Here is a 14,680-nt window from a genome sequence, read left to right on the forward strand (position 1 = left end):
GCCATAGTAGGGCGTCGGCGGCGCAGGAAAAGCCCTTTGCGTGGCCCGCCTCGATGCCGTCCGCCCGACGCAATTGTGAAAGTCGGGGCCGCCCGGCAGGACGGCCCCGGCTCACCCCCTTAGAAGCGGAAGCGCCCACCCAGCAGGAAGCGACGGTCCAGTTCCTGCGCATACCACAGGTTGCTCTTGTCGCGGCCATAGGTGCGGATGTCGCTCTCGGTCAGGTTGATCGCCTCGAACGAGACGGCAAACTGTTCCGACACATCCCAGCTGATGTTGAGATCAAGCTGGCCGAACGGGCGCACGAACACCGGGTTGCGATCACCGCCGCCACGGTTGGCCGACTGCAGGAACTTGTCGCGCCAGTTATAGGCGAGACGGGCCGACAGGCCGTTCTTGTCATAGATCAGCGTGGCGTTGGCGGTATCCGACAGGCCGACCAGCGCGAACTGGTCCTCGCTTGGATCGGCGCCGACATCGATGCCGACGTCACCCCGGACCAGCGTATAGGCCGCCGACACACCGAAACCGGTATTGCCGAAGAAATGCTGGGCGGCGAGTTCGAAGCCCCAGATCTTGCCCTGCCGGTTGTTGATCGGCTGCGTGACCTCGAAGTCGTAGAGCGGGTCATTGGCGTCCGGCGTCAGGTCGACTTCGGTCAGCACCTGGTCGATGAAGGCCTGGCTGAGCGCCCCGTTCGAATAGTTCGCCTGGAACTGCTGCGACGCGGCATCGATATTGCCCTGCTGCTGCAGCAATGCCGTCATCGTGAACAGATTGACGTCGCTCGGGTCAGCCCCCAGCCGCTTGAGTTCAGCCAGTGCCGTGCCCGATCGCGATCCCGCCGCGCCCGAACTGACATCGCGCAGCCCGAACAGGTTGCGTGTCGTCTGGCCGGTGCCGACGAAATTCTGCACCCGCTTTTCGAACACGCCCGCCGAGATGTAGCTCGACGGCTTGTAATACCATTCGAACGACAGATCGAGATTGTCGGAAATCAGCGGCGACAGGCGAGCATTGCCGGTCGAGCCAGTGGCAAAGCCACCGAGCGCGATCGGCCGCGGCGGGGTGCCGACCGAGCTTGCCACGAACAGATTGCCATAATCGGGCCGGGCAATGGTCTTGCTGAACGAGAAGCGGCCGATGAAATTCTTCGCCAGCTCGATCTGGAAGTCCATCGCGGGCAGGAAGTTGTTGTAATTGCCGCTGTCCGAAACCGGCTGGACCTCATCCGACACCACCAGGGTGAAGTCGTTGTCCGATACCCAGTTGATCGCCTGCGGCACCGCCACCAGCGAAGTCGAGCGCACCTTGGTCCGTTCGTAACGTGCGCCGACCACCAGCGATGCCGGACGGCCCGCCAGTTCGCCCTTCCAGGTCAACTGGCCATAGGCGGACCAGATATCCTCCTTGACCCGGTTATCTTCCTGCTGGGTGATGCCGATCGCATTGCCGCGCTGGGCATAATAAGGCGACAGCGCATTATAGAGATCGACGGCGCTGCCCTGGAAGGCGGTCAGCGTCGCGCCCTGGCCCTTGGCATCGAAATTGTCGAACTTGCAGACCAGGCAATATTCCTGCAGCACGCCCGGCGCGACCGATGCGATATCGCCGACATTGCTGATGCCCCAGTCGCCCAGCGTCTGCTGCGTCTGGGTGCGGGTCTGGCGCATCTTGGACGTGCGGTAATTGGCGCCGACATCGAAGCGGCTGCCGCCATCATCCAGTTCCCAGCCCAGGTCGGCGCGGATCTCGTTGAGCCGCTGGCGCTGCGCCGAGGACACGGTGCGGCCCATCTGCGACCCCAGATCACCCAGATCCAGCACGCCATTATTATTGCCGCGCAGGGCATCGTTGATGGTGATCGACTGGACCGGGATGACGCCGCTGAAATCGGCCGACTGCGACGCCACGATCGGCGCGCCCAGGCCCACCAGCGTCGAACTGACGCCATTGGGATTGTCCGGCGAGCTTTGCGCCAGGCCGGTATGGCCGTCGATCGACAGGGTGACGCGGTCGTTGATTTCCCATTTGGCGTTCAGGCCATAATCCTGCAGCCGGTTGCGCACGCCGCGTTCGGCCTGTTCGAAGGCCGCGTCCTTCACGCCTGCGATATTCTCCTGCAGATAGCTGGTCGTGGCGACCACCGGATTGCCGTCAAACTCCACCTGGGCGAAGGGCCGGTTGAACCAGTTGCCCTGGCTGGCGCGCTGTTCCCGCTGCTTGTTCTGGGCGAACAAAGCGTCGGCGGTGAAGGTCAGCGTCTCGGTCGGTCGGAATTGCATGACCGCCGATCCGTTGATGCGCTCGCGCGAGCCCTGCGAATAATAATAGCTGCTGTCATTGGGCACCGACACCAAAGTGTTGGGGTCGGTCGGCGCGTTGCTGATCTGGGTATTGGCGTTGACGAAGCCATTGGCCGGATCGGCGAACTGGCTGTAGCGACGGATGTTCCAGTTGTTGACGGTCGCGCCGCGGGTCGAGAAATTGCGCTTCTGGTAGCTGCCGAAGATCGACACGCCGAACACTTCATTCTCGTCGCGCCAGCTCAGCAGGCCCGATGCTTCGGGCGTGATCTTGGCCGGATCGCTCAGGCTCTTCTCGACGCTGGTGTCATAGAGCGCCTTGACGCCGATCGTGCCGCTGAAGCCCGCCTCGCGCGCGTCGAGCGGCTTGCGGGTGATCACGTTGATCGACGCGCCGATACCACCCGACGGGATCGCCGCACGGCCAGTCTTGTAGACTTCCAGCGTGCTGACGCCTTCCGACGCCAGATTACCGAAATCGAAGGAGCGGCTGGTGCCCGACGAATAGTCGGCATTCTGGTCGCCGCCGACGGAGGTGACATTGGCCGATGGCAGCGCGCGCCCGTTCAGCGTCACCAGGTTGAAGCCGCCGCCAAAGCCGCGGACTGTGACCTGAGACCCTTCGCCATTGACGCGATCGATCGACACGCCGGTGATACGCTGCAGCGATTCCGCCAGGTTGGTGTCGGGGAACTTGCCGATATCTTCGGCCGAAATGGCATCGACCACACCGCTCGAATTGCGCTTGATGTCGATCGCGCGATCAAGGCTGGCACGCACGCCGGTGACGATGATGTCGGCTTCGGCATTCTGGACGGCGGCGTCCTGCGCCTGCGCCATTGTTGGTGTAACGCTATACGTTAGCGCTATCAGAGACGCGCAACGCATGAATCTGGAATATGGTAAACCCATTTCAGAATCCTCCCTTTTTTAACAGCTCGCCCACATCGAGCCTTATTGGACGTTCATGCTAGCCTAATGGCCAGCGTTGTCAATTATGATGCTGTGATCGGTTAAAGTCCCTAAGGGTTTGATTTACAGATTTATATTTGACTGAAAATAATAGATTTTTATGTTTTATTGTGCATTGCAAAAAATAGTCTACCGATGCGCATTTTTTGACTAGGCCAATTCTGCAGGGCAATAGCGACGCAGAAATTCGCGATGGCTGGGCATCTCCGCGACGACCCCCGCAATGTCCTTGCGCATCCGCGCGAGTTCCTCGCGCAGCTGCGGTTCGGGCATCATCGCCGCGACATGATGATAGCCGCGCGGGTGCATGCGCTGACCCAGCAACACCGACGACCAGCTGTCGACGCGGAACAGCTCATGCCCCAATTGATAGGCGCGGCCATTTTCCTGCCACAGCGCCAGCCTTTCCTTCAGGCTGTCGGGTATCTCCATCGTCCGGCAATGATCCCAGAAGGGGGAATCGTCGCGCTGGGTCACATGATAGTGAAGGATGATGAAGTCGCGGATATTCTCGAATTCCAGCCGTGACTTGCGGTTGAAATGGTCGAGCAGCGCGTCGTCGAACCCGTGGAAGGGGAAATCCTCGATCAGCCGCGTCACCGCCGCCATCATCAGGTGGATGCTGGTCGATTCGAGCGGCTCGATGAAGCCGCCGGCTAGTCCCAGGCCAACGCAGTTCTTGTGCCAGGCCCTGGTCCGCGTGCCGGTCTTGAACCGCACCAGCCACGGGTCGACGATCGGCTCCCCCTCGATCTCCGCCAGCAGCCGGGCATGCGCCTCGTCGTCGGACATGAAATCGCTGGCGAAGACGAAGCCGTTGCCGTCGCGATGCTGCAGCGGGATGCGCCAACGCCAGCCCGCCTCATGCGCGATTGCCGAAGTATAGGGCTGGGCCGGACCGTCGGAGGTGGACTGGACCGCGACCGCGCGGTCGGTGCGGATCCACTGGCCCCAATCCTCGAAGCCGACACCCAGCGCCTCGCTCAGCAACAGCGATCGAAAGCCGGTGCAGTCGATGAACAGGTCACCCTCGATCCGCGTGCCCGATTCCAGCACCAGCGCCGCGATATGGCCGCTCTCGGGCGTCAGTTCGACATTGCGGATCTTGCCTTCGACCCGCTTCACCCCCGCCGGCTCGGCCAGGCTGCGCAGGAAGCGGGCATAGCGCGCCGCGTCGATATGATAGGCGTAGCTGGGCGCGACCGAACTGCTGAGCGACATGCGATTGGCCTCGCCCGCCATCCACTCCAGGCAATATTCGCCCAGCTCGCCGCCAAAGCCCTGCGCCCTGGCATGCAGCCAGAAATGATGGAAATCGGCCATCCAGCTCCATTGCAGCCCGATCGTGCCAAACGGGTGGATATAGCGGTCGCCGACCTGCCCCCAATTCTTGAACTCGATGCCCAGCTTCACCGTCGCCTGCGCCTCGGCCATGAAGCGGTCTTCGCGAATCTTCATCAGTTGGTGGAAGCCGCGGAAGGTCGGCACGGTGGATTCGCCCACGCCGATGGTGCCGATCGCGTCGGATTCGACCAGTATGATGTCGATCAGCGGTCCCAGATGGCGGACCAGCGCGGTCGCCGTCACCCAGCCGGCAGTGCCGCCGCCGGCGACGACAACCCGCTTCACCACCCGGTCGGACGTCGGAAAATCTGCATGCATGTCGGTCAATCCAGCGGAAGGAAAAACAGGATGGGGCGCCGCATCGGTCAGGCAGCACCGGGCGTGGCGACGGCGCGCGCGGTGGGGTCATCGTCCGGCCCGTCGGCAATCGGGCCGCCCAGCCGCTTCCGACGCGCCAGCCGGTCGATCGCCGGAACCGTCATCATCGTCGTCACGATCGTCATCAGCGCCAGCATCGCGAACAGTTCCGGCCCGATGATGCCGCGCTGCAGGCCGATATTGATGACCAGCAATTCCATCAGCCCGCGCGCATTCATCAGCGCGCCGACGGCGAGCGCGGTGACATTGTCGTGCCCGGTCAGCCGCGCCGCCGCCCAGCAGGCGCCCCCCTTGGCCAGGATCGATGCCGCCAGGATCGCCAGCGCGACCAGCGCCAGCGACAGGCTGCTAACCATCGTCACCTGCGTATTGAGGCCGGAAACGGTGAAGAAGATCGGCACCAGCAGACCGATGGTCGTCGGTTCCAGCCTGCGGGCCAGCCCCTGCGACAGGATGCCACGCGGCATCGCCACCCCCAGCAGGAAGCCGCCGAACACGGCATGCAGCCCGGCCATGTCCATCGCCCAGGCGCAACCGCCGAACAGCAGCAGCACGACCAGCAGCATGGCCGGCGTGACCCGCCCTTCCCGCTCTGCCCAGCGAGCGAGCGGCGCCAGCAGCCGGCTCCCCAGGAACAGCATGACGATCGCGAACAGCCCGCCGCCGCCCAGCGCCCGGACCGCGATCATCCCGTCCGCGCCGATGCAGGCAAGCAGGATCGCCAGGATCGACCAGGCGATCGCATCGTCGATCGCCCCGGCCGACAGCGCCAGCGCGGCCAGCGGCGTGCCGCCCAGCCCCCGTTCGCGGATGATCCGCGCCAGCACGGGAAAGGCGGTGATGGAAATGGCGACGCCGATGAACAGGGTCGCCTCGAACCGCGTGACCGTCGGCCCAAACAGCCCCATGGCCGACAGCCAGGGGGTCAGCGCCACCGCGCCCAGGAAGGGCGCGATGATGCCGCACAGCGAAACCGCAACGGCGCTGCCCGCCTGAAGATGGAAATGCGCGCGGCGAAAGCCGAGGCCGACGAGGAACATGTAGAGACCGATGCCGGCCTGCGCGACGAACTGCAGCAGCGGCCGGGTCTCGATCGGGAAGAGCAGCGCCTGGGCCTGCGGCGCCAGCCAGCCGAGCAGCGAGGGACCAAGCAGGATGCCCGCGATCATGTCGCCGATCACCCGTGGCTGGCGCAGGAGCCGACCGACCAGCCAGCCGGACAGGCGACAGGCGCCAAGAATGACGACCATCTGCACCGCCAACGCCGCGCCGACATGGACCAGATCCATGCACCCCTCCTTGCCCCTGTCCGGTGCATGGGAATCCCCGTTCCCCGCATCCGACGCGCCGGACAATGGCAGGATGGCGCGGGGGGACAAGTGTTTTTCGCACCCCGCCGCAAAAAATGGGAGCGCTACCCCCGATCGCGCCCGATCGCGGCCAGATCATCGGGCCGGTTGATGTTGGGCAGGATCAGCCCCGGCAGCGTCACGGTGCGCGCACCAATCCGCGCCAGCCATCCCCGGATCGACCGGTTGTTATCCTCCGCCAGATGCGCGTCCAGTTCGGGCGCCAGCGCGGCCGGCCACCAGCCGAGCAGTTGCTGCCCGTCGAGGACCGCCGCCCGCTCGCCGATCAGCAACGCGGGCAGGTCGGCCGGATAGAAGGGCATGTCGCAGCCACTGGTCAGCACGCCGTCAAAGCCGTGGGCCTGGGCATGATGCAGCGCGGCGTTGAGGCCGCCCAGCGGCCCCATGTCCGGCCCCGGCCGGTCGGGCAGGCTGAGATAGGCTTCCTCGGTCCGGCCACAGATCGCGATCGCGGCGACATGGGGAGAGAGCGCGTCGATCGCATGGTCGATCAGACGCCGGCCGTCGAGCAGCGCCGCCGCCTTGTCGCTGCCGAAGCGGGTCGCGCGTCCGCCCGCCATTATCGCCCCCAACAGCCTGGCCATGCCCGCCCCTCCTGCCGATCCGGTCCCGTCTGCTTTGACATTGGCAGGGCACAGGGGCAAGGGTTCGCGCCGATGGCAGGCGCGCGCCGCGCGCCGCCCCTTCCCGGCGAGACCCCGATGCATCTGCATGATTTCGATATCGACCTGTTCCTGCGCGACTATTGGCAGCAAAAGCCGCTGCTGATCCGCAATCCCTGGGCGCAATGGACCAACCCGCTGGCGCCCGAGGAACTGGCGGGCCTCGCCTGCGAGGAGGGCGTCGAGTCGCGGCTGGTGGTGCAGGCGGACGGCGACTGGACGATGGAACAGGGGCCGCTGGCCGAAGATCGCTTCGCGTCGCTCGGCGCCAGCCCCTGGACCCTGCTGGTGCAGGCGGTCGATCATCAGGTGCCCGATGTCGCCGCGCTGATCGCCCCGTTCCGCTTCATCCCCGACTGGCGGATCGACGATGTCATGGTCAGCTATGCCAGCGACGGCGGCGGCGTCGGCCCGCATTTCGATCAATATGACGTCTTCCTGATCCAGGGCGCGGGCCGCCGCCGCTGGCGCATCGGCCAGGCGTGCGACGATAGCAGCCCGCTGCGCCCCCATGCCGACCTGCGCCTGCTGGCCGAATTCGACGCAACCGACGAATGGGTGCTGGAGCCTGGCGACATCCTCTACGTCCCGCCCGGCATCGCCCATGATGGTGTCGCGGTGGGCGATGATTGCATGACCTATTCGGTCGGCTTTCGCGCGCCGGCGCGCAGCGAACTGATCGAGGGCTGGACCGATCGCCTGCTCGAAGGGCTGGGCGAGGATGATCGCTATGCCGACCCCGCCTTGGCGCGCCAGGCCAATCCCGGCGAGATCGCGCCAGCCGCATTGGCCCGGTTGCAGGCAATGGTGCTGGAACAGCTGGCCGACCCGGCCGGCTTTGCCCGCTGGTTCGGCGAATATAGCAGCACCCGCAAATATCCCGAGATCGACTGGTCGCCCGAAGCGGCGATCGACGCCGCATCCATGCAGGCGCTGGTGGCGGAAGGCGCCCCCCTGCGCCGCAATCCGGCCAGCCGCTTCGCCTTCGTCCGGGCGGAAGACGCCATATTGCTGTTCGTCGATGGCGCATCGCATGACTGCACCGGCGCCAGCGCGGCGCTGGCGCAGCAATTGTGCGCGGACGAGACGCTGGAGATCGACCCGGCGCTGGCCGACGACGATGCCGCGATCGCCCTGCTGGTGCTGCTCCACAATCAGGGCAGCATCGCGTTCGAGGATGAGGAGGACGACGCGTGGGACGACTGATCCTCCTCAACAAGCCCTATGGCGTGCTCTGCCAGTTCAGCGATGAGCGCACCGGCCCGCCGCGCCCGACCCTGGCCGACTATGTCGACCAGCCCGGCGTCTATCCCGCCGGCCGGCTCGACCTCGACAGCGAGGGGCTGTTGCTGCTGACCGATGATGGCCGGTTGCAGGCGCGCATCGCCGACCCGCGCTTCAAGATGCCCAAAACCTATCTGGTCCAGGTGGAGGGCGACCCCGACGATGCGCCGCTGGCGGCGCTGCGGCGCGGCGTGCAGCTCAAGGACGGCATGACCCTGCCGGCGGAGGTCGAGCGGATCGACGATCCCGCGCTGTGGCCGCGCGACCCGCCGGTGCGCTTCCGCAAGAGCGTGCCCGATTGCTGGCTGCGCCTCACCATCCGCGAAGGCCGCAATCGCCAGGTCCGCCGCATGACTGCGGCGGTCGGCCTGCCGACCCTGCGCCTGGTCCGCTGGCGCATTGGCGACTGGACGATCGACGACATCGCGCCGGGCACCTGGCGGGAGGCGCCGGCGATCCTGCGCCAGGGCCGGTAGAAGACGCCTCTCCCGAAGTTCACAGTGTAAACGGGCTTTCGGGGCCTTTTGCGCCGGTTTTGCCTCTGCGACGCGCCGGTCGCGCATCCATGACGCGTCACCTCCAACAGGGGGCGGGTCCGCGCACCGCGCCCGGATCGCCCCCGCCGCGCGCCGCCGACGCCACACCCACGCACCGGTTGCGCGCCGGGCAAGCGCCGGATGGAGAAGACGGGGTGACGAAGGAACGCGCTGTCGCATCGCCAAGGGTAGACCAGAGACAGGGCGAATAGGAAAGCGGTGGGCGATGGCGCCCACCCGTGCGACCGGATCAAGTCCGGCGCGACATTGCTGAGGATGAGCGGAAGCAACTATCTCCCGTCATTGATGGCTGACGGCCCAATACTGCCCTCTCCGTCGTCGTCATCCCGGACTTGATCCGGAATCCATTCAGCAATCCCAATCTGGCGCAGTGCAGAATGGCTCCTGACTTTCGTCAGGATGACGCCTGTGGGGATTGGCAGGCTTCGACCAGATGCGGCTGTAAATTCCTCCCCTGCAAGGTTCGGCAGAGGCACTCGACTCTGCCGAAGGGGACCACGAAGTGGTGGAGGGGTGTCACGCTATCGAGAGGGCGACACCCCTCCGTCTGGCCTTCGGCCAGTTCAAGGGAGACACGGGTCTCCCTTGAACTCCCCTTGCAGGGGAGGATGGTCTGAAAACGACCAGAATCTGACGTTTCCCACTCTCCTCCCTTCCAGGGAGGGGCCGGGGGTGGGTGCGCCGCGCAGCGGCGGTCTACGATCGATAGGGCAGAAGCTCGCTACGCTCGCAACCCACCCCAACCCCTCCCTGGAAGGGAGGGGCTATGCCTTGTTCCAACCCCATATCACCCGTCCCGCTCGCGCGCCTTGACCTTGCGGACCTCGGCCAGCTGGCCCATCAAAATCGTCAGCGCGTCGCGTTCCGCCTGTGGCAGATCCTTGGTCTCGAAATGGCGGATCAGCACTTCGAGCGCGTCGCCGATCCGGCCGATCTGCCGGCCATAGCTGCCGACCTCGTTCAGCACCGTGCGCTCTATGTCCGGGCGTGCCGTCTGGCCGAGCGCGATATTGATGAGACCGACCTGGCCGCCGCTCTGCGTCCAGGTCAGGGGATTGATCGCCTGCCACAATCTTTCGGGGGCCAATGCTACGCTGAAGGGTTCCATGCCGTGCTCCTTGTCGGCGAAGGATGACGGAGGCGAAGCCTGCCATGGCCGCCGCATCGGGGCAAGATGCTGTCCTACAGCAGCCCGCTTTGCTATTCTTGCCACCTAGTCCCCGACTTTTCGATAGGATCGGCGGGGCGCAAGAAAATGTCAGAATGTGCGGGAAATATGCGAAGTTAAGCGGATGATCTCCAACAAGGGACGCTTTTGCGTGGCCGGCCGGATGGCCGCGCCACTGGATTGCCGCCCGTCATGCCCTAAATAGCGACAAATGCCCCCAGCCACGCCCGATTCCACGCCCCTTCCGCCCGCCTGGGCCACGCTGCGGCGCTTCATCCCCTATCTCTGGCCGGCCGATGCGCCGGCGCTGCGGCGCCGTGTCGCGGTGGCGCTGGGGCTCGTCGCGCTGGCCAAGGTCGTAACCCTCGCCATGCCCTTCGCCTATAAGGGCGCGATCGACCGGATGGCGCCGGGGCTGGAGCCGGCCGCCGGCCTCGCCATGGCGCTGGTGGTGGCCTATGCCGGCGCGCGCTTTGGCGGCGTGTTGTTCGACAATCTGCGCAACGCCATTTTCGAGAAGGTCGGGCAGGAAGCGGGTCGGCGCCTGGCCGACGATGTCTTCGTCCATCTCCACCGGCTGTCGCTGCGCTTCCATCTCGACCGGCGCACCGGCGCCGTCACCAAGATCGTCGAGCGCGGCACGAAAAGCATCGACACGATGCTCTATTTCCTGCTGTTCAACATCGCGCCGACGGTACTGGAACTGCTCGCCGTCTGCGCCATCTTCCTGGTGAAGTTCGGTCCCGGCCTGGTCTCCGCTACGCTGGCCATGGTCGCTCTCTATATCTGGTTCACCCGGCTCGTCACCGAATGGCGCAACCAGCTGCGTCGCGACATGGTGGACATGGACACCAGCGCCGTCGCCCATGCCGTCGACAGCCTGCTCAATTTCGAGACGGTCAAATATTTTGGCGCCGAGGAGCGCGAGGCCCGGCGCTACGGCAACGCCATGCGCCGCTATGCGAAGGCGGCGGTAAAGTCGGAAAACAGCCTCGCCTGGCTCAATATCGGTCAGTCGCTGATCACCAACCTGATGATGGGCGGGGCGATGGCCTATACCGTCTGGGGCTGGAGCCGGGGGCAGTTCTCCACTGGCGACGTGGTGCTGGTGAACACCCTCCTGTCGCAGCTGTTCCGCCCGCTCGACCTGCTCGGCATGGTCTATCGCACCATCCGCCAGGGCCTGATCGACATGGAGGCGATGTACAAGCTGATCGATACCGAGACCGAAGTTGCCGACGTGCCTGGTGCCCCGGCGCTGCAGGTTGCGGGCGGCGCCGTCCGCTTCGACGCTGTCCGCTTCGGCTATGATCCCGAGCGCGAGATCCTCCATGGCGTCAGCTTCGCGGTGCCGGCGGGCAAGACGCTGGCCATCGTCGGTCCCTCGGGCGCGGGCAAGTCGACCATCGCCCGCATCCTGTTCCGCTTCTACGATATCCAGGGCGGCACCGTGTCGATCGACGGGCAGGACATCTCCGCCGTGACGCAGGCATCGCTGCGCGCCGCGATCGGCATCGTGCCGCAGGACATGGTCCTGTTCAACGACACGGTCGGCTATAATATCGGCTATGGCCGCGAAGGCGCGAGTCAGGATGAGATCGAGGCCGCAGCCAAGGCGGCGTCGATCCATGATTTCATCATGAGCCTGCCGCAGGGCTATGACACCCGCGTCGGCGAACGCGGCCTCAAGCTGTCGGGCGGCGAGAAACAGCGCGTCGCCATCGCCCGCACCCTGCTGAAAGACCCGCCGCTACTGGTGCTGGACGAGGCGACCAGCGCGCTCGACAGCCGCACCGAGACCGAGATCCAGACCGTGCTGCGCGACATCAGCCGCAAGCGCACGACATTGGTGGTGGCCCATCGCCTGTCGACCGTGGTCGATGCCGACGAGATCATCGTGCTGGACGCCGGCCGCATCGTCGAGCGCGGCCGCCATGCCGATCTGGTCCGCGCCGACGGTCTCTACGCCACCATGTGGGCGCGCCAGGCGACCGAACGCGACGACATGCCCGAAGAGCCGGGGATCGAGGACATGTTCGAGGTCGCCCCGCAATAAATGGTCAGCACTCGCTGATCTGCGCCAGCGGATCGAGCCGGGCCTGCCAGCCGAGCCGGTCCAGTTCGGGCGTGTCGGCGACCGCTTCGGGATGGCCCAGGCATAGCAGGGCGGCGAAGGTCCAGTCGTCGGGCACTGCCAGCGCCCGCGCGACGAAGGCCGGGTCGAGGATCGATACCCAGCCGAGCGCCAGCCCGCGCGCCCGCGCCGCCAGCCACAGCGTGTGGATCGCCAGCACCACCGAATGGAGCCGGGTCTGCGGCATGGTCGCCGCGCCCAGCCCCGCGCCGGCCGATGTCGCATCGTCGCAGAAGACCGCGATGATCTCCGGCGCCTCGCCCAGACCATGCAGCTTCAGCGCACGATAGGCGTCATGCCGGGTCGCGTCGGCGATCTGGCTGGTGGCCCGCTCCCGCTCGGCATCGACATGATCAGCCAGTGTCGCGCGCAGCGTTGGCGTCCTTACCCGAACGAAGCGCCAGGGCTGGCTGTTGCCGACCGAGGGCGCCAGTTGCGCCAGCGTCAGCAGCTCCAGCACCATCGCCTCGTCCAGCGGATCGGTGCGGAAATGGCGCACGTCGCGGCGCCAGGTCAGCAGGTCGGTCAGCGTCGCGCCGAAATCGGGATCGAAGGCCTGCATCAATATTCGATGCCGGCCTGCGCCTTCACCCCGCTGCGGAAGGGATGCTTGATCATGGTCATCTCGGTCACCAGGTCGGCCGCCTCGATCAGCGCCTCGGGCGCATTGCGGCCGGTGACGACGACATGTTTCATGTCGTCCTTGGCGGTCAGCACCGCCAGCACCTCGTCCAGCGGCAGATAGTCGTAGCGCAGCACGATATTGAGCTCATCGGCCAGCACCATCGCATAATCGGGGTCGGCGACCATGCGCTTCACCTCGTCCCACGCCTCACGCGCCAGCGCGATGTCGCGGCTGCGATCCTGGGTGTTCCAGGTGAAGCCCTCGCCCATCGGCTTGAATTCGACCTGTTCGGGGAAGGCATCGAACACCGCCTTCTCGCCGGTGGTCATCGCGCCCTTCACGAACTGGACCACGCCGACCTTCTTGCCATGGCCGATCATGCGGACGACCATGCCCAGCGCCGCCGTGGTCTTGCCCTTGCCCTTGCCGGTATGGACGATCAGCAGCCCCTTTTCCTGGGTCTTGGTCGCCATGATCTTGTCATGGGCAGCCTGCTTCTTCTTCATTTTTTCCGCATGCTGTTCGTCGGTGCGTTCGACCATCGTCACTCTCCAGAAAGCTCGGCGAGCAGCATGCCCGCGCTGTTGGACTTGGATTTCCACAGACCGCGTTCCAGCGCCTCGGCCAGCCGGGCGGCGGTCTCGCGCAGGGCGGCGGGATTGGCGTCGGCCATGAAGGCGCGCACGGCCTCATCCTCGATGAAGGCGGCGTGGACGGCGTCGAAATGATGATCGCGTACCGCATGGGTGGTGGCGGCGAAGGCGAAGAGATAGTCGACCGAGGCGACGATCTCGAACGCGCCCTTGTAACCATGGCGCATGACGCCGGCGATCCATTTGGGGTTGGTGACGCGGGCGCGGACGATGCGGCCGATCTCGTCCTCCAGCGTGCGGATCACCGGCCGTTCCGGGCGGCTATGGTCATTATGATAGCTGAGCGGCTTGGCACCTTTAAGATGCTCGATGGCGGCGGCGATGCCCCCTTCGAACTGATAATAATCGTCGCTGTCGAGCAAGTCATGCTCGCGATTATCCTGGTTCTGGACGACCGCGTCGGCCTGGGCCAGGCGGGTGGCGAACAGGCTGCGTTCGCTGTCGCCCTCCACCCCTGCGCCATAGGCATAGCCGCCCCAGTCGAGATAGACGTCCGCCAGATCGGCGCGGCTGTGCCAGATCTTCTCGTCGATCATCGCCTGCAGTCCCGCGCCATAGGCGCCGGGTTTCGATCCGAACACGCGGGCACCGGCGCGGCGCGCGGCCTCCGCCGCATCGGCACCGTCCGCCACCAGCGCCGCCTGTTCGGCGCGATGCCGGGCGGCGGCGGGGTTATCCTCGTCCGGCTCATCGAGCGCCATCACCGCGCGGGCGGCGCTGTCGATAAGGTCGATCTGTTCGGGAAAGGCGTCGCGGAAGAAGCCTGAGACGCGCAAGGTCACGTCGACGCGCGGCCGACCCAACTCGGCCAGCGTCATCATCTCGAAGCCGACGACCCGCCCCGAACTCCATTCCCAGCGCGGCCGCACCCCCATCAGCGCCAGCGCCTGCGCAATATCATCGCCGCCGGTGCGCATGTTCGCCGTGCCCCAGGCGGACAGGGCGATGGCACGGGGATAGTCGCCCTCGCGCTGGAGATAATCGTCGACCAGCAATTGCGCCGATCGCTGGCCCAGATCCCAGGCGACCGCGGTCGGCACCGCGCGGGTATCGACCGAAAAGAAATTGCGCCCGGTCGGCAGCACGTCGGGCCGGCCGCGCGTCGGCGCGCCCGATGGCCCCGGCAGCACGAACCGCCCGTCGAGTCCCGCCAGCAGGGCCGCCGCCTCGCGCGGGCCACAGGCATCGACGCGCGGCGCCAGATCATCGGCGATCGCCGCCAGCACG

11 protein-coding genes are annotated in these 14,680 nt (G+C 65.8%); 3 read left to right on the forward strand and 8 right to left on the reverse strand.

The features are described from left to right. Window positions 1-119 precede the first annotated feature (119 nt). The 4 genes from A0U87_RS17410 to A0U87_RS17425 form a co-directional block, all read right to left on the reverse strand. Window positions 120-3,146: a TonB-dependent receptor gene (locus A0U87_RS17410; RefSeq protein ID WP_107917524.1), complete on the reverse strand. Its 3,027-nt coding sequence runs from the start codon at window positions 3,144-3,146 to the stop codon at window positions 120-122. 282 nt (window positions 3,147-3,428) lie between these two features. Further along, window positions 3,429-4,940, reverse strand: coding sequence for a tryptophan halogenase family protein (locus A0U87_RS17415; RefSeq protein WP_048936854.1), 1,512 nt, complete (start codon window positions 4,938-4,940; stop codon window positions 3,429-3,431). A 47-nt stretch (window positions 4,941-4,987) separates the two neighbouring features. Further along, complete coding sequence (locus A0U87_RS17420; protein WP_048936718.1) at window positions 4,988-6,289, reverse strand: cation:proton antiporter; 1,302 nt, start codon at window positions 6,287-6,289, stop codon at window positions 4,988-4,990. A gap of 125 nt (window positions 6,290-6,414) precedes the next feature. Continuing rightward, window positions 6,415-6,954: a molybdenum cofactor guanylyltransferase gene (locus A0U87_RS17425; protein ID WP_048936719.1), complete on the reverse strand. Its 540-nt coding sequence runs from the start codon at window positions 6,952-6,954 to the stop codon at window positions 6,415-6,417. Between the two features lie 72 nt (window positions 6,955-7,026). Between A0U87_RS17425 and A0U87_RS17430 the strand changes: the two genes are divergently transcribed. Both A0U87_RS17430 and A0U87_RS17435 read left to right on the forward strand, forming a co-directional pair. Continuing rightward, window positions 7,027-8,238, forward strand: a complete 1,212-nt coding sequence (locus A0U87_RS17430) for a cupin domain-containing protein (protein WP_080993524.1) — start codon at window positions 7,027-7,029, stop codon at window positions 8,236-8,238. Further along, complete coding sequence (locus A0U87_RS17435; protein WP_010336407.1) at window positions 8,226-8,792, forward strand: pseudouridine synthase; 567 nt, start codon at window positions 8,226-8,228, stop codon at window positions 8,790-8,792. Before A0U87_RS17430 ends, A0U87_RS17435 begins: the two co-directional genes overlap by 13 nt. 868 nt (window positions 8,793-9,660) lie before the next feature. On the opposite strand, the gene A0U87_RS17445 is transcribed toward A0U87_RS17435, so the two are convergent. Then, window positions 9,661-9,981, reverse strand: a complete 321-nt coding sequence (locus A0U87_RS17445) for a hypothetical protein (RefSeq protein ID WP_048936720.1) — start codon at window positions 9,979-9,981, stop codon at window positions 9,661-9,663. A gap of 271 nt (window positions 9,982-10,252) precedes the next feature. On the opposite strand from A0U87_RS17445, the gene A0U87_RS17450 reads away from it, so the two are divergent. Further along, window positions 10,253-12,097 (forward strand): ABC transporter ATP-binding protein/permease, encoded by a 1,845-nt coding sequence (locus A0U87_RS17450; RefSeq protein WP_048936721.1) that lies wholly within the window; start codon window positions 10,253-10,255, stop codon window positions 12,095-12,097. A 4-nt stretch (window positions 12,098-12,101) separates the two neighbouring features. Here A0U87_RS17450 and bluB read toward each other — a convergent pair whose 3' ends face one another. From bluB to A0U87_RS17465, 3 genes are all read right to left on the reverse strand, one after another. After that, a complete protein-coding gene (bluB, locus tag A0U87_RS17455) occupies window positions 12,102-12,737 on the reverse strand; it encodes a 5,6-dimethylbenzimidazole synthase (RefSeq protein ID WP_137405818.1) in 636 nt (211 codons plus the stop codon). Further along, window positions 12,737-13,342 carry a cob(I)yrinic acid a,c-diamide adenosyltransferase gene (cobO, locus tag A0U87_RS17460; RefSeq protein ID WP_048936723.1) on the reverse strand — a complete coding sequence of 202 codons (606 nt, stop codon included), beginning with the start codon at window positions 13,340-13,342 and terminating at the stop codon, window positions 12,737-12,739. The genes bluB and cobO overlap by 1 nt, the downstream gene beginning before the upstream one ends. A 2-nt stretch (window positions 13,343-13,344) precedes the next feature. Then, on the reverse strand, window positions 13,345-14,680 hold a 1,336-nt coding region (locus A0U87_RS17465; RefSeq protein WP_170978419.1), incomplete at its 5' end, for a cobaltochelatase subunit CobN.

The organism is Sphingobium sp. MP9-4 (genome assembly GCF_005281675.1).
GTDB lineage: Bacteria > Pseudomonadota > Alphaproteobacteria > Sphingomonadales > Sphingomonadaceae > Sphingobium > Sphingobium yanoikuyae.

Coding starts and splice junctions, on each gene's coding strand:
- A0U87_RS17445 (WP_048936720.1), bottom strand. CDS start 9,981: ATGGAACCCTTCAGCGTAGCATTGGCCCCCGAAAGATTGTGGCAGGCG.
- A0U87_RS17410 (WP_107917524.1), bottom strand. CDS start 3,146: ATGGCGCAGGCGCAGGACGCCGCCGTCCAGAATGCCGAAGCCGACATC.
- A0U87_RS17425 (WP_048936719.1), bottom strand. CDS start 6,954: ATGGCCAGGCTGTTGGGGGCGATAATGGCGGGCGGACGCGCGACCCGC.
- A0U87_RS17420 (WP_048936718.1), bottom strand. CDS start 6,289: ATGGATCTGGTCCATGTCGGCGCGGCGTTGGCGGTGCAGATGGTCGTC.
- bluB (WP_137405818.1), bottom strand. CDS start 12,737: ATGCAGGCCTTCGATCCCGATTTCGGCGCGACGCTGACCGACCTGCTG.
- A0U87_RS17430 (WP_080993524.1), top strand. CDS start 7,027: ATGGCAGGCGCGCGCCGCGCGCCGCCCCTTCCCGGCGAGACCCCGATG.
- cobO (WP_048936723.1), bottom strand. CDS start 13,342: ATGGTCGAACGCACCGACGAACAGCATGCGGAAAAAATGAAGAAGAAG.
- A0U87_RS17415 (WP_048936854.1), bottom strand. CDS start 4,940: ATGCATGCAGATTTTCCGACGTCCGACCGGGTGGTGAAGCGGGTTGTC.
- A0U87_RS17450 (WP_048936721.1), top strand. CDS start 10,253: ATGCCCCCAGCCACGCCCGATTCCACGCCCCTTCCGCCCGCCTGGGCC.